General features: G+C 61.5%; 27 protein-coding genes and 5 tRNA genes. 15 read left to right on the forward strand and 17 right to left on the reverse strand.

The annotated features are described in order from the left end of the window. Positions 1–220: 220 nt before the first annotated feature. The 4 genes from F3H95_RS16885 to F3H95_RS16900 form a co-directional block, all read right to left on the reverse strand. A complete protein-coding gene (locus F3H95_RS16885) occupies positions 221–571 on the reverse strand; it encodes a phasin family protein (RefSeq protein WP_142881026.1) in 351 nt (116 codons plus the stop codon). A gap of 215 nt (positions 572–786) precedes the next feature. Then, the gene (locus F3H95_RS16890; protein ID WP_142881027.1) at positions 787–990 is read right to left on the reverse strand and encodes a DUF3126 family protein; all 204 of its coding nucleotides are present in this window, start codon (positions 988–990) and stop codon (positions 787–789) included. Between the two features lie 152 nt (positions 991–1,142). Next, complete coding sequence (gene cysE / locus F3H95_RS16895) at positions 1,143–1,967, reverse strand: serine O-acetyltransferase (protein ID WP_149746842.1); 825 nt, start codon at positions 1,965–1,967, stop codon at positions 1,143–1,145. Between the two features lie 89 nt (positions 1,968–2,056). Continuing rightward, entirely contained in the window at positions 2,057–2,836 is a 780-nt protein-coding gene (locus F3H95_RS16900; protein ID WP_149746843.1) for an alpha/beta hydrolase, read from the reverse strand. Between the two features lie 185 nt (positions 2,837–3,021). Between F3H95_RS16900 and F3H95_RS16905 the strand changes: the two genes are divergently transcribed. Next, a complete protein-coding gene (locus F3H95_RS16905; protein WP_142881030.1) occupies positions 3,022–3,270 on the forward strand; it encodes a zinc-finger domain-containing protein in 249 nt (82 codons plus the stop codon). A gap of 14 nt (positions 3,271–3,284) precedes the next feature. Next, entirely contained in the window at positions 3,285–4,451 is a 1,167-nt protein-coding gene (locus F3H95_RS16910) for an FAD-dependent monooxygenase (protein ID WP_142881031.1), read from the forward strand. On the opposite strand, the gene F3H95_RS16915 is transcribed toward F3H95_RS16910, so the two are convergent. Further along, complete coding sequence (locus F3H95_RS16915; protein WP_149746844.1) at positions 4,452–5,642, reverse strand: cystathionine beta-lyase; 1,191 nt, start codon at positions 5,640–5,642, stop codon at positions 4,452–4,454. It abuts the gene before it with no gap. Between the two features lie 361 nt (positions 5,643–6,003). On the opposite strand from F3H95_RS16915, the gene F3H95_RS16920 reads away from it, so the two are divergent. The 4 genes from F3H95_RS16920 (at position 6,004) to F3H95_RS16935 (ending at position 10,303) form a co-directional block, all read left to right on the forward strand. Beyond that, the gene (locus F3H95_RS16920; protein ID WP_142881033.1) at positions 6,004–7,026 is read left to right on the forward strand and encodes an amino acid ABC transporter substrate-binding protein; all 1,023 of its coding nucleotides are present in this window, start codon (positions 6,004–6,006) and stop codon (positions 7,024–7,026) included. Between the two features lie 120 nt (positions 7,027–7,146). After that, complete coding sequence (locus F3H95_RS16925; protein WP_142881034.1) at positions 7,147–8,349, forward strand: amino acid ABC transporter permease; 1,203 nt, start codon at positions 7,147–7,149, stop codon at positions 8,347–8,349. 1 nt (position 8,350) lies between these two features. Beyond that, the gene (locus F3H95_RS16930; protein ID WP_142881035.1) at positions 8,351–9,505 is read left to right on the forward strand and encodes an amino acid ABC transporter permease; all 1,155 of its coding nucleotides are present in this window, start codon (positions 8,351–8,353) and stop codon (positions 9,503–9,505) included. Between the two features lie 18 nt (positions 9,506–9,523). Beyond that, positions 9,524–10,303 carry an amino acid ABC transporter ATP-binding protein gene (locus tag F3H95_RS16935; RefSeq protein WP_142881036.1) on the forward strand — a complete coding sequence of 260 codons (780 nt, stop codon included), beginning with the start codon at positions 9,524–9,526 and terminating at the stop codon, positions 10,301–10,303. 322 nt (positions 10,304–10,625) lie between these two features. Here F3H95_RS16935 and F3H95_RS16940 read toward each other — a convergent pair whose 3' ends face one another. Next, positions 10,626–12,668 (reverse strand): flotillin family protein, encoded by a 2,043-nt coding sequence (locus tag F3H95_RS16940; protein ID WP_149746845.1) that lies wholly within the window; start codon positions 12,666–12,668, stop codon positions 10,626–10,628. A gap of 672 nt (positions 12,669–13,340) precedes the next feature. Between F3H95_RS16940 and F3H95_RS16945 the strand changes: the two genes are divergently transcribed. The 4 genes from F3H95_RS16945 (at position 13,341) to F3H95_RS16955 (ending at position 14,841) form a co-directional block, all read left to right on the forward strand. Continuing rightward, positions 13,341–13,598 (forward strand): hypothetical protein, encoded by a 258-nt coding sequence (locus F3H95_RS16945; protein WP_149746846.1) that lies wholly within the window; start codon positions 13,341–13,343, stop codon positions 13,596–13,598. A gap of 43 nt (positions 13,599–13,641) precedes the next feature. After that, positions 13,642–14,118: a hypothetical protein gene (locus F3H95_RS16950; protein ID WP_149746847.1), complete on the forward strand. Its 477-nt coding sequence runs from the start codon at positions 13,642–13,644 to the stop codon at positions 14,116–14,118. Positions 14,119–14,285: 167 nt separating this feature from the next. Then, on the forward strand, positions 14,286–14,414 hold the full coding sequence (locus tag F3H95_RS27650) for a hypothetical protein (protein ID WP_280177849.1): 129 nt from the start codon (positions 14,286–14,288) through the stop codon (positions 14,412–14,414). A gap of 181 nt (positions 14,415–14,595) precedes the next feature. Further along, a complete protein-coding gene (locus F3H95_RS16955) occupies positions 14,596–14,841 on the forward strand; it encodes a DUF982 domain-containing protein (RefSeq protein WP_142881039.1) in 246 nt (81 codons plus the stop codon). A 161-nt stretch (positions 14,842–15,002) separates the two neighbouring features. On the opposite strand, the gene F3H95_RS16960 is transcribed toward F3H95_RS16955, so the two are convergent. The 6 genes from F3H95_RS16960 to F3H95_RS16985 all read right to left on the reverse strand — a co-directional run bounded on the left by F3H95_RS16960 (position 15,003) and on the right by F3H95_RS16985 (position 17,480). Further along, the gene (locus F3H95_RS16960) at positions 15,003–15,572 is read right to left on the reverse strand and encodes an RES family NAD+ phosphorylase (protein WP_149746848.1); all 570 of its coding nucleotides are present in this window, start codon (positions 15,570–15,572) and stop codon (positions 15,003–15,005) included. A gap of 104 nt (positions 15,573–15,676) precedes the next feature. Then, a tRNA-Arg gene (locus F3H95_RS16965) sits at positions 15,677–15,753 on the reverse strand. A gap of 18 nt (positions 15,754–15,771) precedes the next feature. Continuing rightward, the gene (locus F3H95_RS16970; RefSeq protein WP_142881041.1) at positions 15,772–16,077 is read right to left on the reverse strand and encodes an ETC complex I subunit; all 306 of its coding nucleotides are present in this window, start codon (positions 16,075–16,077) and stop codon (positions 15,772–15,774) included. Positions 16,078–16,198: 121 nt separating this feature from the next. Beyond that, a tRNA-Pro gene (locus F3H95_RS16975) sits at positions 16,199–16,275 on the reverse strand. A 150-nt stretch (positions 16,276–16,425) separates the two neighbouring features. Continuing rightward, the gene (locus F3H95_RS16980; protein WP_149746849.1) at positions 16,426–16,902 is read right to left on the reverse strand and encodes a DUF192 domain-containing protein; all 477 of its coding nucleotides are present in this window, start codon (positions 16,900–16,902) and stop codon (positions 16,426–16,428) included. After that, positions 16,902–17,480 carry a cold-shock protein gene (locus tag F3H95_RS16985; RefSeq protein WP_142881043.1) on the reverse strand — a complete coding sequence of 193 codons (579 nt, stop codon included), beginning with the start codon at positions 17,478–17,480 and terminating at the stop codon, positions 16,902–16,904. The genes F3H95_RS16980 and F3H95_RS16985 overlap by 1 nt, the downstream gene beginning before the upstream one ends. Positions 17,481–17,691: 211 nt before the next feature. Between F3H95_RS16985 and gloA the strand changes: the two genes are divergently transcribed. From gloA to F3H95_RS17010, 5 genes are all read left to right on the forward strand, one after another. Beyond that, positions 17,692–18,132 (forward strand): lactoylglutathione lyase, encoded by a 441-nt coding sequence (gene gloA / locus F3H95_RS16990; RefSeq protein ID WP_142881044.1) that lies wholly within the window; start codon positions 17,692–17,694, stop codon positions 18,130–18,132. Positions 18,133–18,318: 186 nt separating this feature from the next. Continuing rightward, a complete protein-coding gene (locus F3H95_RS16995; protein WP_149746850.1) occupies positions 18,319–18,900 on the forward strand; it encodes a hypothetical protein in 582 nt (193 codons plus the stop codon). Positions 18,901–19,072: 172 nt separating this feature from the next. Further along, a tRNA-Glu gene (locus F3H95_RS17000) sits at positions 19,073–19,147 on the forward strand. A 168-nt stretch (positions 19,148–19,315) separates the two neighbouring features. Beyond that, positions 19,316–19,390 (forward strand) — tRNA-Glu (locus F3H95_RS17005). Between the two features lie 205 nt (positions 19,391–19,595). Continuing rightward, positions 19,596–19,670: transfer RNA gene (locus F3H95_RS17010), tRNA-Glu, on the forward strand. Between the two features lie 102 nt (positions 19,671–19,772). Here F3H95_RS17010 and recJ read toward each other — a convergent pair. The 5 genes from recJ to F3H95_RS17035 form a co-directional block, all read right to left on the reverse strand. After that, on the reverse strand, positions 19,773–21,575 hold the full coding sequence (gene recJ, locus F3H95_RS17015; protein WP_142881046.1) for a single-stranded-DNA-specific exonuclease RecJ: 1,803 nt from the start codon (positions 21,573–21,575) through the stop codon (positions 19,773–19,775). 123 nt (positions 21,576–21,698) lie between these two features. After that, positions 21,699–21,917: a hypothetical protein gene (locus tag F3H95_RS17020; RefSeq protein ID WP_149746851.1), complete on the reverse strand. Its 219-nt coding sequence runs from the start codon at positions 21,915–21,917 to the stop codon at positions 21,699–21,701. A gap of 107 nt (positions 21,918–22,024) precedes the next feature. Next, positions 22,025–23,344 (reverse strand): homoserine dehydrogenase, encoded by a 1,320-nt coding sequence (locus F3H95_RS17025; protein ID WP_149746852.1) that lies wholly within the window; start codon positions 23,342–23,344, stop codon positions 22,025–22,027. A gap of 58 nt (positions 23,345–23,402) precedes the next feature. Continuing rightward, entirely contained in the window at positions 23,403–24,626 is a 1,224-nt protein-coding gene (locus F3H95_RS17030; protein WP_142881048.1) for an LL-diaminopimelate aminotransferase, read from the reverse strand. Between the two features lie 99 nt (positions 24,627–24,725). Next, positions 24,726–25,124: an SHOCT domain-containing protein gene (locus tag F3H95_RS17035; protein ID WP_149746853.1), complete on the reverse strand. Its 399-nt coding sequence runs from the start codon at positions 25,122–25,124 to the stop codon at positions 24,726–24,728. Positions 25,125–25,238: the final 114 nt, after the last annotated feature.

Consider the following 25,238-nt stretch of genomic DNA (forward strand, 5'->3'; position numbering starts at 1 on the left):
TCCGAACGATCAGCCGGAGCCGGACATCAGATGCACATATCTAGTTCGCCTGAAGCTGATTTTAAGCCCCTCGCGGCGGCACGCAATCACTATTCGTTGCATGAGGGGACAGGAGGGACAATTTCCCGTCAGACGAAGGGCGTATACAAAGCAAAAACCGGCCACGCGTCTTGCGCAGCCGGTTTGCCGAAGCTCTTGCGGGCTCGAATCTGTCGGGGAATCAGGCGGCCGCCGAGGTCACCACGGCCGTTGCACGGGCGACTGGCGCCTCATAGGGCTTGTAGGCGGTCTTGGCGAGATCGGCATACATGCTGCTGATCTTCGTCGCCTCGGCCACGAAGCCTTCGTAGGAACTTTTTGCGAACTTCGTCTGAAGCTCGTAGAGGCTCTCGACGCTCTTCACGCCCACCAGTTGCTCGAAGAAGCTCGTGAGATCCTCGAAGGACTTCTTCGAGTAGTCGCCGGTCTCGGTGGCAATGGCCTGGAAGCCCTTGGCGATTTCGGAATAGCTGCGCAGCGCGGTATCGAACGCTTCCTTGTTCTTACGGCTGATTTCGTCGAAGTTGAACATTGTCCGCCTCCTGTAGGTGAATTCGCAATTACTGATGGAATATTTTTGCACTGCGAAAGTCAAGGCAAGAAACTGTGACGCACCTGCGAAATGGCAGTTTTGGACCGAATGCCGCAGGATTCGCGATCAACCAGGACGCGCACCCATGAAAAACGGCGGGTCTCGATCAGAGCCCGCCGCAATCAGTCAACCCGTGCGAAAACGGTTCCAAAGGATCAGAGATCGACGTCCAGGATCGCCATGGAGAAATTGTAGGAGCGCTCTTCGTCTTCGTCATCGACGTAGACCACGCCCAGGAACTCGTCACCAGCATAGACCTCGGCTGAATCGTCCTTGCGCGGACGTGCCTTGACGCTCATGGAAGGGTTGAAAACCCGTTTGAAGTAGGCATCGAGCTTCTTGATTTCGTCGGCTTTCACTGGTGTCTCTCCGTCAGTGTTCTCGGTTGCGGGGCTTTTGCCACGGGATCACGGCGAAAGTAAAGAACGCTGCGCCGCTCATCCCCGCATGCCTGCCCTGCCCGCACGGCGCTTGGCTGGCCGCGGGAAACATGGCGCCGCTTTCGCCGACATCAATCCTCTGAACGCAGGATCTGGTCCATCAGGCGCGATGGTTCCGAACACCCGGCTTCTCCAACCACCTTGGCCGGCACGCCGGCAACCGTGGTCTTCGGCGGAACCGGCTTCAGGACCACGGATCCTGCTGCAACGCGCGAGCAATTGCCGATCTGGATATTGCCGAGGATCTTGGCGCCGGCACCGATCAGCACGCCGTTGCCGATCTTCGGATGACGATCGGCCCCCTCCTTGCCGGTACCGCCCAGCGTCACCCCGTGGAGGATTGACACATTGTCGCCGATCACCGCCGTTTCGCCGACCACGAAACCCGTCGCATGATCGAGGAAGATCCCCTTGCCGATGCGCGCCGCGGGGTTGATATCCGTCTGGAACACGCTCGACGCACGGCTCTGGAGATACATCGCGAAGTCGCGCCGGCCGCGCTCCATCAGCCAGTGCGCCAGACGATGCGTCTGGATGGCGTGAAAACCCTTGAAATAGAGGACCGGCTCAAGAAACCGCATGCAGGCCGGATCGCGGTCGTAATAGGCCTGGATGTCGACACGCAGGACGGCGCCCCATTCCGGCCAGTCCTCCAGCATTTCCTCGAAGGCCTGACGCAGCAGGACCGCCTGCAGATCCGGATGATCCAGACGCTCGCAGATCCGATGGACGACGCATTGCTCCAGCGAACGATGGTTCATCACCGTGGAATAGAGGAAGGCGGCCAGCAGCGGATCGCGCTCGGCGCCGGCGCGTGCTTCATGGCGCAGCGTGTCCCAGATCGGATCGACGGAAGCAATCGGCTCCTGCGGGCGGATTTCAGTGCGTGCCGACATGGCAGTACCCTCGTTTATGGGAGAGACCATTTATAGAACAATCTTGCGCAAAACACCAATGCCGGCGAATGGCGCCGGCGGAACCGGGTTCACGCGATCTCGCGGTAGAAGTCCAGAACGGCGGCCTTGAACACCCGGTCGCCGACGGCCAGCATGTGGTCACGGTTTGGAATGTCCAGCGCACGCGCATGCGGCATCAGCGCCGCCAGTTCCTGCGGCGAGCCGGCGATGTCGTCCTTGGTGCCAACGCCGATCAGGGTCGGAACCTCGATACGCCCCATCGCCTCGCGGGCCACGAGGTCGCGCGAGCCGCGAATGCAGGCGGCAAGCGCCGCGCGGTCGCTTTTCGTCTGGTCGGCAAAGGCACGGAACATGCGCCCGCGCTCATGGGTCACCACATCGAGCGACGGCGCCAGCAGCGCGTCGGCGATCGGGTCCCAGTCGCCAACGCCATCGGTCAGTCCGATCCCGAGGCCGCCGAGCACCAGCGAGCGCACCCGGTCTGGATGGGCCAGCGTCGCGAAGGTGGAGATGCGTGCGCCCATGGAATAGCCCATCAGATGCGCATCCGGCAGCCCCAGATGATCGAGCAGCGCCACCACATCCTCGGCCATTACGGCCGGACGATAGGCTTCTGCATCCTTCGGCTTGTCGCTGGCGCCGTGGCCGCGGTTGTCGAGCGCGATGACCCGGTAGCCGGCATCCGACAGCGTTTTCAGCCAGCCCGGATAGACCCAGTTCACATTGGCGGTGGAGGCAAAGCCATGAACGAGCACCACCGGCTCGCCAGCCGGTTCGCCCTCATCGAAATAGGCAAGCGTCAGGCCCTGATGGGTAAAGGTAGAAAAAGCGGGCGGGTTCAGGTTCATGGCAGGCTTCCTTGTCAAGGCGGGACCATAGGCGAAGAGTGCGGCCGCTTGAACCGCCCTGCGACGAAAATCCCCATGCGGTGCCCCGTTTACCCCTACACTTTCGCGCGGGCAATCTGTAAGGTTCGCGTCAACGTCTGGCCGATCGTCAGGGCAGGCACGAATGAACAGCATGGAGTGCAAACATGGCCGGTCATCACGGTATTCCCCATTTCCAGAACGACGCCGGGCACCGCCTCATCGAGGTCGGCGTCAAGGAGTTCATGTGCACGGGGGCCAACGTGCCGTTCGACCATCCGCACATCTACATCGACATGGGCGACGACAACGAGAAGATCTGCTCCTACTGCTCGACGCTCTATCGCTACAACCCGGCCCTGAAGTCCGGCGAAACCAATCCGCCGGGCTGCACCTTCCACGTCAAGGCCGCCTGATCGGGCGCATTCCCATGTCCATACGCAATGCCGCGATCATTGGCGCCGGCATGGCGGGTCTGACCACCGCCCTGGCGCTTTCAAACCGTGGCATTCGCTGCCATGTGATCGAACAGGCTCCCTACCTCGCGGAGGTCGGCGCTGGCCTGCAGATTTCGCCCAATGCCAGCCGCATCCTGGCGCGTCTCGGCGTTCTGTCCGCGCTGGAGCGAGAATGGACGGAGCCGGAGCGGATTGCGCTTGTCTCCGGCAAATCGCTCGGCCGCCTCGGCCATGTGCCGGCCGGCCGTTTCGCTCGCGAACGCTGGCGCGCGCCCTATGGCGTTGCCCATCGCAGCACGCTGCAACGCGTTTTGATGGATGCTGTCGTGGCCGACCGCAACGCCGTCCTGCATCTTGGACGACGCATCGACCGCAACAATCGCGACGTCCTCGCCGACCTGATTGGCGAAGCCCCGGACGTGATTGTTGGCGCAGACGGCGTCTGGTCCAGTACCCGCGACGAGATTGCCGCGGCGCCCGAGCCGGATTTCTCCCGCAATGTCGCCTGGCGTTTTACGCTTGCCAGCAGGGACGCACCGTCCTTCCTGCAGCCCGATACGGTGACCGCCTATCTCGGTCCCTCCTGCCATCTCGTCTGCTACCCGCTCCGCGAGATCGATGGCTTCAACATCGTGGCAATCGCCGCAGGCCTCAATCCCGGGGAAATCTGGGAGGCCAATGCCAGCATCGAGCAGAAGCGTCTTCTGCTGGAGCAGTTCGGCGGCTGGCATCCGCAGATCGTTTCCCTTTTGAAATGCATGGATTCCGGTCGCTTCTGGCCGCTCTACCAGGTGAGCGACGGCGCCTGGCAGAATGGCAGGGACACGGTCCTTGTGGGCGACGCCGCCCATGCCATGATGCCGTTTGCCGCCCAGGGCGCGGCCATGGCGATCGAGGATGGCTGGGAACTGGCCATGCGGCTGTCCACGGCCGCCACCGTGCCGCAGGCGTTGGCAGACTATGAGAAGGTGCGCAAGGCGCGGGCGGCACGCGTGCGAGCACGCGGCGCCTTCAATCGTTTCGCCTATCACGTCCGTGGCCCCTTGCGGATCGGCCGCGACATGGTTCTCGCGCTGCGTCCGCCGCAAGCGCTCGCGGCGGACCTCGACTGGCTCTATGGCTACGACGCGACCACCTGATCAGGCGCTCGCTGCCGCGGCAAAACCGGCCTCCAGATCCTTGATGAGATCGGCCACATCTTCCAGACCGATCTGCAGGCGAATGACCGGGCCTTCCGGCGGCGCCTTGCGGATGGTGCGGTCTGAGAGATTGACCTTGAGCGCCAGACTCTCATAGCCGCCCCAGGAATAGCCGAGCCCGAACAGCGACAGCGTATTGAGGAAGGCATGCGCCTTCTTGCGCCCCTCGGCCGCATCGCCTGCCTTGAGGATGAAGGAGAAGATGCCGCTGGCTCCCTTGAAGTCCCGCTTCCAGACCGCATGACCGGGAAAGCCTTCCAGCGCCGGATGCAGCACGCGCGCGACCTCGGACCGGCCTTCCAGCCAGCGGGCAATCTCAAGAGCGCTCGCCTGATGGTGGGCCAGACGCACACCCATGGTGCGTAAGCCGCGCAGGATCTGGTAACTGTCATCGGGCGCGCCGCAGATACCGAGGGTGATCTGCGTCTCGTGCAGGCGCGGCCAGTGCTTCTCGTTGGCGGAAACCGAGCCCATCAGGATATCGGAGTGGCCGGAAGGATATTTGGTCGTGGCATGGATCGACACGTCGACGCCGAAGTCCAGCGGACGGAAGAAAAGCGGCGTCGCCCAGGTATTGTCCATGGTCACCACGCAGTCATGCCGGTGGGCAGCCTCGGCAATGGCCCGGATGTCCTGCATCTCGAAGGTGTTGGAGGCCGGCGCCTCGGTATGCACGAGCCTCGTGTTCGGCCGGATCAGCGCCTCGATCCCTGCCCCGATTTCCGGATCGTAATACTCGACCTCGACACCCAGCCGCTTCAGCATGGTGTCGCAGAAATGCCGGCACGGCGTGTAGACCGAATCGACAATCAGCGCATGGTCTCCGGCCGAGAGATAAGCGAGAAAAGGCACCGTGATTGCGGCAAGCCCCGAGGGCACGAGAACGGTACCCGCCGCCCCTTCCAGCGCATTGAAAGCCTCGCACAGGGCATCCGTGGTGGGCGTCCCGCGCGTGCCATAGGTATATTTCTGGCCACGATTCTCCATCGTCTCGACATTGGGAAACAGCACGGTCGAGGCGTGCACCACGGGTGGATTGACGAAGCCGTGATAGCTCATCGGATCGTGACCGAGATGGGCAAGACGGGTGTTGTCACCCGCACCCGCCAGCAGGGAATCTTTGCTTTTCATGGGATGCCAGAGTTTTTAGGTTGCAGGAAGCCGGAGTTGTGAGGCCAAGGCCGGCACGGGTCAAGACCTGCCCGCATGGTTGCCACTACACCCATGCGTGGAAAGCACGGCAACCTGTCGTCGCAATAGGCATCCACTGCACAAAAATGCATGAACTGCCTAATATATTACCAACTCACTGCATTTTGTCGGATTTGTGGCGCTAATTTAAAGTGCAAGACTTGACCCCTGCCCACATTTGCGACTGTGATAAGGCCAGCTCGTTTGGGAGGCCTTACGCGAGCGGTCTTGCCCCGGTGCCTTCACGGCGTGGTGATGCGAGACTTGGGTCGATAAAGAACAACAGACAAAGGTTGGGAAAATGAAAAAGACGATTCTGTCAGCCGCGATTGGCGCGGCAGTCCTTGGCGCTGCCTCGGCTGCATCCGCTGCCACGCTTGCCGACGTCAAGGCAAAGGGCGTTGTCACCTGCGGCGTCAGCCAGGGTATCCCCGGCTTCTCGAACCCGAACGACAAGGGCGACTGGTCCGGTATCGACGTCGATTACTGCCGCGGCATTGCCGCTGCCGTATTCGGCGATCCGTCCAAGGCCAAGTTCGTGGCTCTCTCCTCCAAGGACCGCTTCCCGGCCCTGCAGTCCGGCGAAGTGGACGTCCTGACCCGCAACACCACCTGGACGATCAGCCGCGACACCTCGCTCGGCTTCAACTTCCGCACCGTCAACTACTATGACGGCCAGGGCTTCATGGTGAAGAAGAGCCTCAACGTGAAGTCGGCTCTGGAACTCTCCGGCGCCGCTGTCTGCGTGCAGCAGGGCACCACCACCGAACTCAACCTCGCCGACTACTTCAAGGCCAACAACCTTCAGTACAACCCGGTCGTGTTCGAGAAGGAAGCCGACGCCACCAGCGCCTATGACGCCGGCCGTTGCGACGTCTACACCACCGACCAGTCCGGCCTCTATGCCATCCGTCTGAAGATGAAGAACCCCGACGAAAACGTGGTTCTGCCGGAAGTCATCTCCAAGGAGCCGCTCGGTCCGGCCGTTCGCCAGGGTGACGACCAGTGGTTCGACGTGGTGAGCTGGGTTCACTACGCCATGGTCAGTGCCGAGGAATTCGGCATCACCTCGAAGAATGTCGACGAGATGAAGACCAAGGGCGGCCCGGACATCAAGCGCATGCTGGGTGCCGAAGAAGGCAGCAAGATCGGTACCGATCTCGGCCTGACCAACGACTGGGCCTACAACATCGTCAAGACCGTCGGCAATTACGGCGAAGTCTTCGCACGCAACCTTGGCCCGGAAACCCCGATCAAGATCGAGCGTGGCCTGAACGCTCTGTGGACCAAGGGCGGCCTGCAGTACGCTCCGCCGATCCGCTAAGCGCCTTTCGAACCTCCGAAACCACGAAAGGCGGGGTATACTCCGCCTTTCGACGTATAAAAGAACCCGATACGGGCAATAACGAGCTCTAACGAGCATGAAAAAGAGGGAAAGGCGCCGATGGCAGGCTTCGCGCCAAGTTTGGCAAAACCGGATACTCAGCAGTCTTCAACATCATCGCTTATCTACGACCCGAAGGTTCGTGGCATCTTCTACCAGGTTCTGACGGTCGCGCTGGTCGCGCTGTTTGTCTGGGAGATCACCCAGAACACGATTCACAACCTTGAAAAGGCGAACATCGCCTCGGGCTTCGGCTTCCTCCAGGGCCGTGCGGGCTTCGACATCGCCCAGACACTCCTCCCCTACAGCAGCGATTCCACCTATGGCCGCGCCCTGCTGATCGGCCTGCTCAACACGCTGCAGGTTGCCTTTTTCGGCATCATTACGGCCTCCATCCTGGGCTTCGTCGTCGGCATCGCCCGCCTGTCGAAGAACTGGCTGATTGCCCGTCTGGCGCAGGTCTATGTGGAAATCTTCCGCAACATTCCGCCGTTGCTGGTCATCCTGTTCTGGTACAAGGGCGTGATCGCGGTGCTGCCGCAGGCACGCGACTCGATCGCGCTTCCGCTCGCATCCTATCTCAACAATCGCGGCCTTTTCTTCCCGAAGGCGATCTGGGGCAACGGAGCATGGATGGTGGGCGTGGCGCTCGTCGTCGCCATTGTCGCCTCGATCGTGATCTTCCGCTGGGCGCGCGCGCGCCAGGCCCGCACCGGCCAGCAGTTCCGCTCCGGCTGGACGGCGATCGTCCTGATCATCGGCCTGCCTGCCGCCACCTTCCTGGCGCTCGGTTCGCCTGTCACCTTCGACTATCCGATTGCCGGCCGCTTCAACCTGACGGGCGGCAGCACGGTCGGTCCGGAATTCATCTCGCTGTTCCTGGCGCTGTCCTTCTACACCGCCTCATTCATCGCCGAAATCGTGCGCGGCGGCATCATGGCGGTTGCCAAGGGCCAGACCGAAGCGGCAAGCGCGCTCGGCCTTCGCCCGGGCGTGACCACCCGCCTCGTCATCATCCCGCAGGCGATGCGCATCATCATCCCGCCGCTGACCAGCCAGTTCCTCAACCTCACGAAGAACTCCTCGCTCGCCGTCGCCGTCGGCTTTGCCGACGTCGTGGCGGTCGGCGGCACAATGCTGAACCAGACCGGTCAGGCCGTCGAGATCGTCGCGCTCTGGCTCGTGATCTACCTGTCGCTGTCCGTCACCACGGCGCTGTTCATGAACTGGTTCAACGCCAAGATGGCTCTGGTGGAGAGATAAGATGGCTGTGACCGACTTCTCCTATGTTCGCCGCCAGATGGAACCGGCCAAGCCGGCGCCGTCCAGCCAGGTGGGCGTCATCCACTGGCTGCGCACCAACCTGTTTGCCTCGGCCGGAGATACGATCCTGACGCTCGCAGCCCTTGCGCTGCTGGCCTATATCCTGCCCGGCCTGATCCAGTGGCTGTTCATCAATGCGAGCTGGACAGGCGCCGACCGAAAGGCCTGCGCCACCGTCTCGCAGGGCGGCATCCTGCCGGATGGCCAGTCGGGCGCCTGCTGGGCCTTCGTCTCCGCCAAATTCCAGCAGTTCATTTTCGGTCGCTATCCGTCCAGCCTCTACTGGCGTCCCATGCTGGTCATGGCGATGTTCGTGGTGCTGCTCATCCCGATGCTGATGCCGAAGGCGCCATTCAAGGGCTGGAACGCCCTAGCGCTGTTCATCGTCCTGCCGGTCGTCGCCTTCTTCCTGCTCGGCGGCGGTTTCGGCCTCCAGCCGGTCGAAACCCAGCTGTGGGGCGGCCTGATGGTCACGCTGATCCTGTCCTTCTTCGGGATCACCGTCTCGCTTCCCTTCGGCATCCTGCTCGCGCTCGGTCGCCGGTCGAACATGCCGGTCATCAAGATGCTCTGCGTGCTCTTCATCGAGATCATCCGCGGCATTCCGCTGATCACGGTGCTGTTCATGGCAAGCGTCATGCTGCCGCTGTTCCTGCCGGACGGCTGGACCTTCGACAAGCTGCTGCGCGCGCTGATCGGCGTGTCGCTCTTCTCCTCCGCCTATATGGCGGAAGTGATCCGCGGCGGCCTTCAGGCCATGCCGAAGGGCCAGTTTGAAGGCGCCGATTCGCTCGGTCTCAGCTACTGGCAGAAGATGCGACTGGTGATCCTGCCGCAGGCGATCAAGCTGGTCATCCCCGGCATCGTCAACACCTTCATCGGCCTCTTCAAGGATACCTCGCTGGTCTACATCATCGGGATGTTCGACCTGCTCGGCATCGTCACGCTGAACCAGTCGGACGCCAACTGGTCGACCCCGGTCACGCCGGTCACCGGTTACGTGTTCGCCGGCTTCGTCTTCTGGATCTTCTGCTTTGCCATGTCGCGCTACTCCCTGTTCATGGAGCGCCATCTCGACACCGGCCACAAGCGCTAAAAGGATAAGGATAAACTCATGTCTGCAACGACCACCAAGCCGCAGGCCATGACGGTATCGAGCACCGATGTGGCCATCCAGATCACCGGAATGAACAAGTGGTACGGGGATTTCCACGTGCTGCGCGACGTCAACCTCACCGTCATGCGCGGCGAGCGCATCGTCATCGCCGGTCCGTCGGGTTCCGGCAAATCGACGATGATCCGCTGCATCAACCGCCTGGAGGAGCACCAGGCGGGCAAGATCGTGGTGGATGGCATCGAACTGACCAACGACCTCAAGAAGATCGATGAGGTGCGCCGCGAAGTCGGCATGGTGTTCCAGCACTTCAACCTCTTCCCGCACCTGACCATCCTCGAAAACTGCACGCTGGCACCGATCTGGGTGCGCAAGATGCCGAAGAAGGAAGCGGAAGAGATCGCGATGCACTATCTGAAGCGTGTCAAGATCCCGGAACAGGCGCACAAGTACCCCGGGCAGTTGTCCGGCGGCCAGCAGCAGCGCGTGGCGATTGCCCGTTCGCTCTGCATGAAACCGAAGATCATGCTGTTCGACGAGCCGACCTCCGCTCTCGACCCGGAAATGGTCAAGGAAGTGCTCGACACCATGGTGAGCCTCGCCGAAGAGGGCATGACCATGCTCTGCGTGACCCACGAAATGGGCTTTGCCCGCCAGGTGGCAAACCGCGTGATCTTCATGGACCAGGGTCAGATCGTCGAGCAGAACTCGCCGGCCGAGTTCTTCGACAATCCGCAGCACGAACGCACCAAGCTGTTCCTCAGCCAGATCCTGCACTGATCCGTGTCCGGGACAGCGATCCGTTGAAGGGGCGCCACGCGGCGCCCCTTTTGCATCGTCAATGTCTTCCCGTGGGTGGGTATACAGTCGAGAGCGAAGCAACGCCGCCTTTGACCCGCGCAGCGGCTGCCCTGCCGGAAGGCCGGCAACGCAGCGGTGAAACTTCTGAGCAGAAGCCTGCCTGCGCCTCAGACAAGTCACCGGCTGAACGGGAGCGCCCACCGCCGCATGAAACCAAAGCGCGATGGCACGCGGCCCCTGGTCCACCGACGGCAACGACGATCCGCTGCTCCCCCCGCGGACGGCGCTCGCGATCAGGCCGTCATTTCGGATCTGTCGGTGCCACCTGTTGCGGTGACGCGTGTTGCTGACCTGCGCGATCCGCGATCAGCATGGACAGCATCATCTCCACCAGACCGTTGGCGCTTCCCTTTTCGCCAGCATTGCCGACCTGGAACTGCGGGACGAGCGGCAGCCTTCCGTTTTCGATCGCTTCGGCAAAGCGCATCAGAACCTGCGAATGCAGCTGATAGTCCGGGCCACCGAAGGCGGCGACCTTCTTTTCGGTTGCTTCGGCTTCCGCCAGACCGACAGCCCGCACCTTTTCAGCATCGGCAAAGCCGGTCGCCTTGATACGCTCGGCATCGGCAAGGGCAACGGTCTTGATCCGGTCCGCCTCGCCCTGGCCGGACAAACGGACCCTCTCGGCTTCGGCCCGCGCCGTGACCTGTATCGTCTCGGCCTGCTGACGGGTGCGCGCGAGCTGCGCCTTGCCTTCATTCTCGCTGATCTCGATCGTCAGGGCCGAGGTCGTGATCTTTGCCTGCTGCTCCGCAAGTGCTTCCTTTTCCCTCAAGGTCCGTTCCTGGATCGCAGCAGCCTCCTGCAGCTTGTAGGTTTCCACCTTTTCGACGGCAATCTGGCGCTCTCGCAACTGCATCAGGATCTGCTCGATACTGTTCTGGCCGTTATTGGCCCGTGGCGTGCCGATCAGAACCTCCTGCAGCTCCAGATTATAGCCCGCGAATTTTTCCCGCATCTCTTCGCCGGACTTGCTCTGGATCTCGCTACGCTCCTGCAGGAGCTGAATCAGGGTCTTGGTCTGGGCAATATTCTTGAAATAGGCCGACACCATGGGGTCGAGCGTCTGTTCGACGAGCCGCTTGATATCGCCAAAACGTTGCACGACCAGGGGCGCCTTCATGTAATCGATATGCACGACCACAGAGAGCGGCAGGACGGGCTCGAAGGCATCCCTGGTGATCAGCGAGACTTCGGAGAGATTCTCATCCAGCCGGTGTTCGCCAAACTGTTCCTTCGTCCATTTCAGAACGAAATTCGTGGTCGGCACGATGACGATATTGCCGGCATAGGTGTTGAACGCATATTTCCCGGGCAAGAGGGGTGTTGACCAGACGCCGCGTTCGCCAATGTCGACCAGTTCCCCGTGACGGTAACTCTGGCCGGAAAGGTCCGTGCCACGGCGGCCGGTATAGGAGACGACCACCCCGACCGTTCCGACCTGGATGACCGTCTTGTTGACGAGTTCGACGGTCGCAAAGATGCGGTTGATGAAATAGCTGCCGTCAGCCAGCACCTGCAATTGTCTGCCGCGATAGCCGCCAGCAGCCAGAAACCGTTCCGGATCCTGGAAATTGTTATGAAAATGCGGGTCGGCGGGATCGTTCGCGACCGTGGGCGCAATGATCTCGCCTTCGGCAAGCGCCGGGCCGTCATGCACGGTCACGATGCCGATCATATCCGAGGCGTTGTCGATGATGACAGGTTCGAAGCCCCTGCGTTCGGCAATCAGCAATGACATGTCGGAGAACAGCTTCTCCTCGGCGGCATTGAGATTGATGGCATAGGTTGACTGCGCCGTCAGCACGATGAATTGCGCGAGATTGATGGCGTAGGTTCCTTCGCGCAGGATCTTGCGCTGCGGTCCTTTCTGGCCGCCCTTGGTGAGGAAATCGCGCACATCCTGAAAATCGTCGGCTTCCACATTGGAGGCAAGCGTCTGCGTGGGGGGCAACGGCTTACCATCGCGGGCAAAGACATAGCCGATCTGACCCTGCGGTATCGTCACCAGATTGGCGCGGTGGAGCGCGTATTGGAACGGCATGAAAAAGTGGAGGCCGCCGCGCACCACCTTCGGCTGGAACCCCGCTTCTCCGTTGAGCGCAATGAAACCATTCTCGACGGAACCGCGCATGCTCCACAGCTTTTCGAGCACGCCCAATCTGTCATTGGGGATGTAACGCACACATCCGCTGCGCCACAGGATGAGCAACAGCAGAAGGACGAGGACCGCAATCTCCGCGACCTGTACGACGGCCGGACTGAACTGATGTAGAATATCCATATGTCTGTCCCGCGAGCGCACGATCCTTCGACCCGCAGCCCGCTCCGGTTGAAGTTTGATTGTGATGGGTGGGGGGATGATCACGCATGCGGGTTCAATGCGCCCGCATGGATATTCACGTGTGACTGATCACTTGCATGACAGACTGTGCCGTTGTCGTCGGTACGCGGGCCTGTCTTCCGAGTTTTCACAGCGCTGTCGCCTTGACGAACATGACGACACAAAAGCTAATAGATGTTCAGGACCATTTGAAGGGGCTATTTTCCGCCGGCTTCTAAACCGTTGCCGCGAAACCGGGATTTCGAGCATTCAGAACCTCTAACATGAAACGCAGTCCCATGCAGGCACGGGGGCTGCCCTTGGTGGGTACGGTTACATGCGCTCTGTCGGATTCCCCTCGACCGTTTCCATCCCTACGCGTCGTCGAGCGCTTGGCAGGATGATCAGATACCTCTGGTAGAGGCACGACGTGGATGACTGTTCCGCTCGGCAGCGCGTGCGCTTTCCGCATCTGATCCATCGTCTCACAATGGGACAGCAATACATGTGGAATATCAAACCGCAACAATTCTTGAATGATTGCGACACAGACTCCGTGTTATAACAGCGTGACTCAAACAGGGATCCTCTCAGTGGACAGCAGGCAAGGAAACAGCATGCCGACACAAGGCCTTGGCCTACGCCCAGCGATTTTTGAAGCCTTACGGAACAATCGTCTGCAGGCAGCGTTTGGCTGCATCAGCAGTGATTGAGCGCAATCGAGTGACCATGACATCCCTGCCCTTCGAGCCTGCACCAAATCAGTCAGAAGCCACCGACGCGGGTCAGGATCAGACACGCCACGCCCTTTTGCTTCTGGCGCGTCGCGCAGCCCTGGCGATGTTGCTGATGATCGCAATCGTCTACTGGCGCGACAGCGGGATCTGGTAGCAGCCCCTCAAAGAGACTACCGCTTGCGCCACAGGACCTTCTGTTGCCGTATTTTCTGCGCATCACGAGCGCCCTTGTGGCAGACGATTCGCCTGTCCGCGGCGCATTGCTGGAGCGTATGAGACATGAAAACCCGAGGCTGTATGGCGTATCGGCACAAAGGCCGGATATGAGCGAGGAATCGCGCCGCATTATCGTGGAAAGAGTCATTGCAAGACTCGACAGACACGGCATGTCGCTGGACACGGATCCGCGCTTTCTCGCCCTGATCGAAGGATGGGTCAGCGGCAGCCTGAGCATGAGCGAGGTTCGCGCCGGCTTTCTCGCGCAATTGCACGACCGACAAGCCGCCGTGCGACTTCGCTACCGATCCATGCTGTCACCCAGGCATGGCGCCATCTCTGCCGGAAATGAGAAAGGGCGCTCGACCCTTGCGGGGAGCGCCCTTTCTGACCTGGACGGCATCGAACGCGCAGCAGAGCCACAGCAGGAAGCCATCGATACAGGTGATGTGCGTTAGATAGTCACAAATCTTTCGCATTGCAAGCGTGGTGAGGGATTGTCGGAAAGAAAATGCGGTAGACCGCCCGTTCACACGCGGATTTGCCTGTACGAGGCGCCACCTTTTTGTCACAATCTGCCTTAACGAACATCGAACCGGGTTCGATGGATTTCAAGAGGTGTTCCATGGCGATCCAGGGGCCGGCATTCATCGTTGCGCTCATTCTCTTTACCGTCGCCCTGCCTGTTGTCGTGCAATATGCGGAAACCCACCGCACGCACGCACCTCTGCAACTGGAACGTCAGCACCGCTGATCGGCCTGCACCACCTTCCGGAAAGACGCGAATTTTCTCGCCTCGCCAACTGAATCAGGCTACAGCCCCGCAATATGAACCTTTCCTGATCGGGAACAGACAAGCTGCGGATCCGATGACGCGCCTTTCAGCGTAGAGCAATCCGCAAGCGTCATCCGCCGATCACCAAGCGAGACAGAGCATGAGCAAAGCATGGAAGAAGTCCGTCGTCGTACGTCTTGGCGATCCCGCAGAAGACGTCGTGATCGATTCGACGCAGGCAGCCGCCTGGGCGATGATCGAGGACTGGCCTCTGGACGAGGGGCCTGCACTGGACCGCGCCCTCCTCGTACTGGCTGCGGTGGATGCCGGCCGCCAGACCGATGACGCAGCCCGCGAGGCCTTCGTTGCCGCCGCAGAAGAAGCGGCTATCCTTCTCAAGGCATGAGCGTTGCACATTCCGACGCCCTCAAGATGTTGATATGGGCATGCGCCCCTACCTACGGCGGAACATCATCAAGACGCCGGGCAGCCAAGGTTTCACCGCGGCGTAACACGATCACCACTGACAACGCCGCGTCCCGTTTCAGAACGTCCAGTCGAGCGGGATCACAGTCCCCATTTGGCGCCGCCGGACGATAGCTTGATATCGATGGGACCGCCGCAGACCGTCACTTTCGGCCCGCCCAAGTCGTTCCAGCGAAACAGGTTCAAATGCCATCCGCCCGGAATCATTCTGGACCGGTCGACAAGCCCGTCTGCGCCGCAGGCACGTGCCTTGTCGGCGTTCCGCCAGGAGCCCGGCTCCCGCCCTTCCGCCAACGCCCTCGCCCAGGATTCGTTGGACAAGTCCCGATCAATACCAAGTCGCAGGCAGGCGCCTTCATCATGCTGATCCAGGACAAGCGCATCATCGACGCGCAAAGGCACAACGACGCGCGGGCAATTATCGTCACGCATGTATCCGGAAACGGCGATGATCGACCAGTCAAGCGTCGCGCTTGTATACAGAATGGGTTGCCCGGGCCTATGATAACGACCAGCCTTGTCGCTGACCGGCGGCGTAAGGACCTGGTCGGCATGGTCTGACGGGACGGATCGAAAGAACAGACCGCTTATCCGCACGAGATCGCCCGACCTTTCGACCTTCTCGAGATGCGATTGCGCGAAAACCGACATTGATCGTTCCGTGGAGATCCCCTGTCGGCGGCGTTTTTTCGCCGCTTTCGGCGCGGAACTTACCGAAGCAAGCAGATCGGCGGGCGAAATAACATCCTAGCCAGTGGCGACCCCTGCAGGACTCGAACCTGCGACCTACTGCTTAGAAGGCAGTTGCTCTATCCAGTTGAGCTAAGGGGCCTGAGAGGCAGAACCCGGATCAATGCGTCCAGGGCTGAAGGCGATTGAAGCGGAAGTTGTCGCTGTAGGATACGGCCTGACGCGCAGCTTCCTTCGGCAGGATCACGCGGTACTCGATGCCATTACGCTCGGCATAGGCCTTGGCCTGTTCCAGCGTTTCGAAGGTCAGGCGAACCTGCTGCTTCATGTCGCTGGAAGAGGTGTAGCCAAGGACGGGGTCGATGCGGCGCGGCTCTTCCTGATCAAACTCAAGAACCCAGAGATGAGTCTTTGCCTTGCCGGACTGCATGGCTGTCTTTGCGGGACGGAAAATCTTGGCCGTCATACGTCTCAACGCTCCCTTAGGCGCCAATTACACCGACCGAAGCCGGGTATCCGCCGCTGGCGGCCTATGCCCAGAGGCATTGCCAGCCCGCCGGCGGTCAACCAGACGCCTTCGGCAGCGATGGTCGGAGTGGAGAGATTCGAACTCCCGACCCTCTGGTCCCAAACCAGATGCGCTACCAGACTGCGCTACACTCCGTGCCAACGATGAAAGTCGAGATACACGGTTCGCGTTTTGGCCGCAACTGCAAAATAACACCGTCTTCGGCAAGTCACTGGAAAGACTGGAACCGCTTCCCGGGGTAATCAAGACAAGACCGCGAAGCCCCCGCGCGCCCCTGCCCGCCTTTCAGCGCCCCCGGGCGATCTGGGCGCTCTCCACGCGGTCGCCGATGGCAATGCCACGACTGGCCACGACCCCGCCTTTCAGCTCCAGCACGTAATTCACAGGGCCACCGGAAGAGATGATCGCTTCCGACAATGGCACGGCGCCCTGGTGAATGTTCACAACACGGCCTGCGGCATCGATGAACAGCATGTCGAGCGGCAGAAGCGTGTTGCGCATCCACATGGACACATCCCTTGCGCCGCCGAAATCGAACAGCATGCCGCGATCCTCGGCCATCTCTGTGCGGTACATCAGCCCCTGCTGGCGCTGTTGCGAATCAAGCGCAAGCTCAACCGTAAAGTTGTGGCGCACACCGGAGGCCGTGACAATTGCCAGCGGCTGCGTATCGAAACGCAGCTGCGCGACCGATGCGGAGGCAAAAAACGCAAAGAGCGCCATGATGGCGCTCGCGACAAGACCGGTGAAAATACGACGCATCAATGAGCCCTTGGGAGAACGCTCGGACCATCCGGGTGAATTTCGGCAGCCATAAGGCCCTTGTCACCATAACCGAAGCGCACCAGAACGACCTGACCCGGACGAAGTTCCGTCAGGCCGAAGCGGCGCAGCGTTTCCATGTGGATGAAGATGTCTTCGGTGCCTTCACCGCGCGTCAGGAAGCCGAATCCCTTGGTGCGGTTGAACCACTTGACCAGTGCACGTTCCAGCCCGCTCGTCGGCGTCACCTGCACATGGGTGCGTACCGGCGGCAGCTGCGAAGGATGCACCGCCGTCGACTGGTCCATGGAAAGGATACGGAACGCCTGATAGCCGCGATCACGCCGCTGGATCAGCGCCACGATCCGGGTTCCCTCCAGAATGGTCTGGTAGCCGTCACGCCGAAGGCAGGTCACATGCAGCAGCACGTCCTGCATGCCGTTATCGGGAACGATGAAACCGAATCCCTTGGCAACATCGAACCACTTCACCACACCGGTGATCTCGATCAGTTCTACCGGTTCGCCACCGAGCTCCTCGAAACTCGCAACGTCCTTCGATGACATTCTGTCCGCCATACTGTCAGCCCCTGGATTACGCGTCACGGTCGATCGGTTAACTGATTCTTAGAGGATATGTTAACATTGCGCCGTTCGTCCAGCGCAAGACCCTGCTCACGTGTTATCCCTTTCTTTATAGGGTAAACGCCTTGCCTGAGGCTGACCAGTGCTGCATATCCCAGCAGCGCCCGGCATGACCGGGACCGCCCGATCAGGAGGAAAGCCATTCATGCGCTACTTGCACACCATGGTCCGGATCAAGGACCTTGATGCCTCGCTCGATTTCTACACCCGCATTTTCGGACTGAAGGAAGTCCGCCGTATCGAAAACGAAAAGGGTCGATTCACGCTGATCTTCCTCGCCGCCGAGAAGGATGTGGAAGCCGGCGAAACCCTGCGCGCCCCGCTTCTGGAACTCACCTACAACTGGGACCCGGAAGACTATACCGGCGGCCGCAATTTCGGCCATCTCGCCTATGAGGTCGACAATATCTATGACACCTGCCAGCGCCTGGCAGACCTCGGCGTGACGATCAACCGTCCGCCGCGCGATGGCAACATGGCCTTCATCCGCTCGCCGGACGGCATCTCCATCGAACTGCTGCAGAAGGGACCGGCCCTCGAACCGGCAGAACCCTGGATCTCGATGCCCAACACCGGCAGCTGGTAAGCCGATAGCTGATAAGCCGGCACAGAGCCTGCCTGCAGGCGGTCTTGTCCCATGTTGAGCCGGCGCCACGCGCCGGCTTTTTCATGCGCGCGAATTGCCGGCCTCGATCCGCATCCCGGCAAGCCTGACACAGGCTTGCCGGCGCATGCTCGGCGGCAGTGATGATCCAGCAGGACCGGGAAGCGCATGCAGACCACGCCACACACCTCCAAGACCTTCCAGGTGCCAGGCGCACTGTTCGCCGTGATCGGCATCAGCCTTGGCCTTACCGGCTGCGTCAACCTGCTCTCCGCACCAAAGCCGGCCATCACGGCTGTCGCAAAGCCGGCACCTGCGGCCGCAGCGAAGATGCCCGAGGCGCAGCAGGTGGCGACGGCAGCGGTGGCGGCGCCCGCAGACACAGCCGCCAGCGCTTATGTCGATCCCATGATCGTGTCCGCCGATGGTTCGCTGCAGCGGCGCAGCCGCGCCTACCGTCCGCCGGAAACGCCCCCCTCGGAGAGCGCGATGCACCAACCTCAGGCAGCGCAGCAGCCCTCGTCCGATTTCGCTGCACTGGTCAACCAGCCAACGGCGGTGCGTGCCGGCGCCAGCAGTCTTTACGCGATGTCCTCCCCCTCAGCCACAGCCCCCGGCATGCCCGCGATGGATGCGCCGGCTCCGGTGCAGGTTGTCGGCCGCATCAACCCCATGGCGGGCAGCGTGTTCAGCGCACAGGCCTCCCCGGCAACGCCATCATCGGGCGGAGCAAAGGACGGCCTATGGTGAGAGAGCCCTCGTAGGCTGAATCAACGTTGGCAGTTAACACACTGATAGAATGCAACTTTCTGTTATCCACAGATCGTATCGCACATGCTGCGGATTTTGTGTCGCTTGCGCAAAATCACGCTTGCCTCCCGGATTTTGCCCGCCTATAAGGGCGCCACACCACGAAGCGCACGCGCCCTTCGTCTATCGGTTAGGACACCAGATTTTCATTCTGGGAAGAGGGGTTCGACTCCCCTAGGGCGTGCCACTTTCCTTCTTGCAAACAGTCTTCATTGGCTTCCAATCTTACTGGCTTGCGCCGTCGCGCACGCGGCGCGACATGCATTTCACTTGTCCAAAAAAGTTCAGAGATGCGGCAACTTTTCGCTTGCATGTCAAAAATCTCCGCTTATAAGGGCGCCACCACGAAGCGCACGCGCCCTTCGTCTATCGGTTAGGACACCAGATTTTCATTCTGGGAAGAGGGGTTCGACTCCCCTAGGGCGTGCCACTCTCTGCGATGTTTTCCTGTTTAGAACGCTGACATTCTGCGCAGTTCCTTTGCGATACCTCTTTGTATTTGCGTCGCTTTCCGCCTTTCCACAGCCGCCGCTCAGCACGATGATTTTTTTGCGATTCACAAGGCGAAAAGTGAAATTTGACGCTTGCATGACAATCGGCGCCCGCCTATAAGGGCGCCACACAACGAAGCGCACGCGCCCTTCGTCTATCGGTTAGGACACCAGATTTTCATTCTGGGAAGAGGGGTTCGACTCCCCTAGGGCGTGCCACTTCACTTTCTCAATATATCGCTAAATTTGGCTTTGGGTCGTTCGTTTCGAACGTTTGCCTGTACTCTTCTGATGCAGAGCGGAACCATCCCGCGCGCCTTGTCAGACGGCCTTCGCGGCATCCAGAATGCGCAGTTGAATGCGGCGGCTGCCCTGCCAGTGATCCGCACCGAGCGATCCCGCCACATGCAGCGTCTGACCGCGCGACGACAGCAGCAACTGCCCGAGCGGCGTGTCACCGGCGCGAAACGCGATTCCGTCGAGGCGACTACCATCCATGCCCTGCAGCGTGACCTTCACATGCGACGTGCCAATCAGTCGCGAATCGGTGATGCGGTGCGCCGGCAATGCAAAGACCGGCTGGCTGTGGCCCGAGCCATAGGGACCGGCCTGCTCCATCTGATCGATCAGGGCCAGCGTTGCCCCGGAGGCCGCCAGAGCGCCATCGATCTTCAGCATGTGATTGGCGACCAGATCCGGTACCGTCTTCTCAGCCACCGCTTCGAAATGGGCGCGCAGCAGCCCAAGCTTGCTGCGTTCCACGGTGAGACCCGCCGCCATGGCATGGCCACCGCCCTTGACCAGCAGGCCATCATCGACGGCAGCACGCACCATGCGCCCCATGTCGAAACCGGGGATCGAACGGCCGGAGCCGGTTCCCCGTCCCGACGGATCGAAGGCAATGGCAAAGGCCGGCCGCTTGAACTTTTCCTTTAGCCGCGCCGCCAGCAGGCCGACAATGCCGGGGTGCCAGTTTTCCCGCGCGGTGACGATGACGGCGGCATTTTCGCCGGTGCCGTATTCGGCGATCACCTCGGCTTCCGCCTCCATCAGCATGGCCGCCTCCATGGCTTGCCGTTCGCGGTTGAGATCGTCGAGCTGCGCTGCTATCGAATCGGCCATGGCCGGATCATCGAGGGTCAGCAGCCGGCTGCCGAGCGCAGCATCGCCGATTCGCCCGCCCGCATTGATCCGGGGACCGATCAGGAAACCGAGATGATAGGGCGTCACCGGACCGCCAAGGCCCGCCTTGCGAAAAAGTGCGGCCAGCCCCGCATTGCCCATGTGCCGCGCCGTCAGCAGACCTTTCACCACATAGGCGCGGTTCAGCCCCTTCAGCGGCACCACATCGCACACGGTGGCGAGCGCCACCAGATCGAGCAGGCCGAGCAGATCGAGGCCCTTGGTGCGGCCATCGCCGCGCTCGCGCAGCAGCCGGGCGGTGGCGACCAGCACGATGAACACGACGCCCGCCGCGCAGAGATGCCCCTGCCCCGACAGGTCGTCCTGACGATTCGGGTTGACCAGCGCCTGGCACGGCGGCAATTCATGCCCCATCTGGTGATGATCGATCACCACCACGTCGCATCGCTCTTCTGCCGCGGCGGCCAGCGCCTCATGACTTGTCGAGCCGCAATCGACGGTCACGATCAGCTGCGCACCGCCGGCAACCAGCTGGCGTAGCGCCGCCGCGTTCGGGCCATAGCCTTCGAAGATGCGGTCAGGGATATAGATCTCGGCATCCACGCCGAAATGACGCAGGAACCGCGCCAACAGCGCAGAGGAAGCGGCACCGTCCACGTCATAATCGCCAAAGATCGCCACCTTCTCCCGGCGCGCAACCGCATCCGCCAACCGGATGGCCGCCTTCTCGCAATCGATCAGCGAATAGGGTTCCGGCATCAGGTTGCGGATCGTTGGATCAAGAAAGCCTGGCGCATCGTCCAGCGTCACGCCGCGACCGGCGAGCACACGCGCAATCAGCTCCGGAATGCCGTGCACCTGCGCCATGGCAAGCGCCCGGTTCTGGCCGGCCTGATCCAGCCGGGATACCCAGCGCTGGCCAGTAGCAGAACGCTCCACGCCCAGAAAGGCGCGCGAGACGGGGTCAACCGGTTCGGACATGGCGAGGGGCTTTCAGACGCTGCAGTCGTGCAAAGGCATACATGCCCTGCCTTCTAGTGCATGGCGCGGCAAATCTGAAGTGCCGTTGTTGTCCGGCGCGCCGGAGCCTCTCGATCACATAGGTCAGATGACAGCAAGAACCGCCGAAGCGCCCAGGCAGAGAGGCCAGCTGGCCAATGCCATGGCAACACCCCAGTGGTGATCGGATTCGGTGTCGAGCGCATCCTCCTCGCTCACCTCGCTCGGCTGCACCGGCGGACCGGTCACAAGCAGACGATCCTCCGGCCCTGCCCGCAGATCGGGCTCGGTCCTCCGACGCAATGAAAATGGAATAACGGACATCACAGGCGCCTCCCTTCGCTCATGAAGTACGAAGGGAAGTCTACGCCCAAAATCGACTCATGACCAGAGTCGCTATTCGCAAGGCCTTATGACGAGGGTCTGCCGCCTCAGAGGGCCTTCGGACGCTCGATGCGGATGACCTGCGGTTCGCCTGCGAGATAGCTGCCGGACTTGATGCCCGCCACCGCCTTGCGCACGGAATCCTCCGTCGTGGCATGGGTCACGAGAATGATCGTCTTGGCATCGGTCGGTGCACCGCCATTGGCCCGCTGCACGATGGATTCCAGGGAGATGCCGTTCTGCGCCATTTGCGTGGCGACGCTGGCGAACACGCCCGCACGGTCGAGAACCGTGAGGCGGATGAAATAGCCGCCCTCGTGGCTCTGCATCTGGGCCTTGCGGTAGGGCGCAAGGCTTGCTGCCGGCGTGCCGAGCACCGGCACGCGCTGCGCGCCGGGCCGGCTCTTGGCGATGTCGGCGATATCGCCAAGCACGGCGGAGGCGGTGGCATTGCCGCCGGCGCCGGGGCCGACCATTAGCAGCTCGCCCAGAATGTCGGATTCGATCGCCACCGCATTGGTCACGCCATCGACCTGGGCAATCACCGAATCATGCGGCACCATGGTGGGATGCACGCGCTGCTCGATGCCGCTCTCGGTCCTCTGGGCAACGCCGAGCAGCTTGATGCGATAGCCAAGCTCGGCCGCCGCATGGATGTCCTCGATCGAGATGTTCGAAATGCCCTCGAGATAGATCTCGTCGGCGGCGATTTCCGTGCCGAAGGCGAGCGTCGTCAGGATCGCAAGCTTGTGGGCGGTGTCATTTCCTTCGATGTCGAAGGTCGGATCGGCCTCGGCATAGCCCAGACGCTGGGCTTCCTTCAGGCAGGCCTCGAAGGTAAGCCCCTCCTTCTCCATCCGGGTCAGGATGTAGTTGCAGGTGCCGTTCATGATGCCGTAGACGCGGCTCACCGTATTGCCGGTCAGCGATTCGCGCAGCGCCTTGATGACGGGAATGCCGCCGGCAACGGCCGCCTCGAAGTTCAGGAGAACACCCTTTTCCTCGGCCACGCGCGCCAGTTCCACGCCGTGGCGGGCGAGCAGCGCCTTGTTGGCAGTCACCACATGCAGGCCGCGGGCAAGTGCGGCACGCACCGCCCGTTCGGCCGAACCTTCCGCGCCGCCGACAAGCTCCACGAAAACGTCGATATCAGCCGTTTCGGCCATCGCTTCCGGCGTGTCGAACCAGGTTGCAGCAGACAGATCGACGCCGCGATCACGGCTGCGATCCCTGGCGGAAACAGCAGCAATGGCGATTGGACGCCCGCAGGTGATGGCCAGTTCGTTGGCACGCGAAACGAGGATGCGTGCCAGCGCTGCGCCAACGGTGCCCAGACCCGCAATACCGATTTTGAGGGCGTCTGCCATGCGTCAATTCCTGTCGAGAAAGAGCGGGCGACAGGACGCCGCCCGGGATGAAAAAATCCTAGCGATGTGCGTTGAGCGAAATCACATTGTGCAATGTGTCGTCCGCGGTTCCGAGGAACCGCTTGATGTTGCGCGCCGCCTGGCGGATGCGATGTTCGTTCTCCACGAGCGCGATGCGCACGTAATCGTCCCCATGTTCCCCGAAGCCGATGCCGGGCGCGACGGCGACGTCTGCCTTCTCGATCAGCAGCTTGGAAAACTCCAGCGAGCCGAGCGGGCGGAACTTTTCCGGGATCGGAACCCAGGCGAACATCGAGGCGGCCGGCGGCGGAATATCCCAGCCGGCGCGCCCGAAGCTTTCGACCATCACGTCGCGGCGGCGCTTGTAGGTCTGGCGCACCTCATCGATATGCTGCTCGATGTCGGGATCGTTAAGCGCCGCGGTGGCCGCCACCTGGATCGGCGTGAAGGCGCCGTAATCGAGATAGGATTTGACCCGTGTCAGCGCCGAAATCAGCCGGTCGTTGCCGACGGCAAAGCCCATGCGCCAGCCGGCCATCGAGAAGGTCTTGGACATGGAGGTGAATTCCACCGCCACATCGATGGCACCCGGCACCTGCAGGATGGAGGGCGTCGGCTTGCCGTCGAAATAGATTTCCGAATAGGCAAGGTCGGACAGCACGAAGATGCCGTGCTTCTTCGCGAAGGCCACCACATCCTTGTAGAAGTCCAGTTCCACGACGGTCGCCGTCGGGTTCGACGGGTAGCAGAGGATCATCGCGATCGGCTTCGGAATCGAATGCGCGACCGCGCGCTCCAGCGCCCGGAAGAATTCCTCGTTCGGCTCCACCGGAATGGAGCGGATGACGCCGCCCACCATCAGGAAGCCGAAGGCGTGGATCGGATAGGACGGATTCGGGCAGAGCACGACGTCACCCGGTGCGGTGATTGCCTGCGCCATGTTGGCGAAGCCTTCCTTGGACCCCAGTGTCGCCACGACCTGCGTGTCCGGGTTGAGCTTCACGCCGAAGCGGCGGGCATAATAGGCGGCCTGGGCCCGACGCAGGCCGGGAATGCCCTTGGACGACGAATAGCCATGCGTATCGGGCCGCTGCACCGTCTCCACCAGCTTGTCCACGATGAACTTGTTGGTCGGAAGGTCGGGATTGCCCATGCCGAGATCGATGATGTCCGCGCCTGCCGCTCGCGCGCTGGCTTTCAAACGGTTGACCTGTTCGAAAACGTAGGGCGGCAGTCTGCGGACTTTGTGAAACTCTTCCATCATGATCCTCGCGGGGAAAATCCAGGGCCCGTGGGATGCGCCGATCGCAACGCCTCCCGACGCGGTTGCTTTGCGTCCAAAACCGGTCGAACGCAAGCGCTATTTGGCGATCTGGCTCTCGGTATCCGATGCATGCTGGGCGGCCAGACGGCGTAGTTCCGCAACGCGGCGCTGGTACTCCGCCTCGCTCATGGCACCCGAGGCACGCGCGGCGGCAAGCCTGGAAAGCTGCGCCTGTGACGTGGTCGCCTCGTCATCGCCAATCTGCGTATTGGCAGCCGTCAGCGGCTGGCCGAACGTCGGATAGGTTCCGGTATCCTTCTTCGTCAGGCCGACCGGCGTCGGCACGTCCTTCGGACCCACCACCACAGCCTTCGGCGGGGCCGTCGAATTGCCGTTGTCGAGCGCAAACGAGTTACAGCCGGCCAGAGCCAGCGGTACCGCCACGATCGCGATGATCCCCGGCAAACGCTTGAGCCCCAGCGCCAGTCCTACCATTGATGCAACCCTATTCTGCTTCAAAAATGACCCATATCGGGCCTGTCTTGCTGGCACTTGTATTCGGTTTCGGGCACAATGTAAAAACCAAAACAACGAACAAGCAGGGCAGAA

It is taken from the genome of Rhizobium sp. RU35A (assembly GCF_900156005.1).
Lineage (GTDB): Bacteria > Pseudomonadota > Alphaproteobacteria > Rhizobiales > Rhizobiaceae > Neorhizobium > Neorhizobium straminoryzae.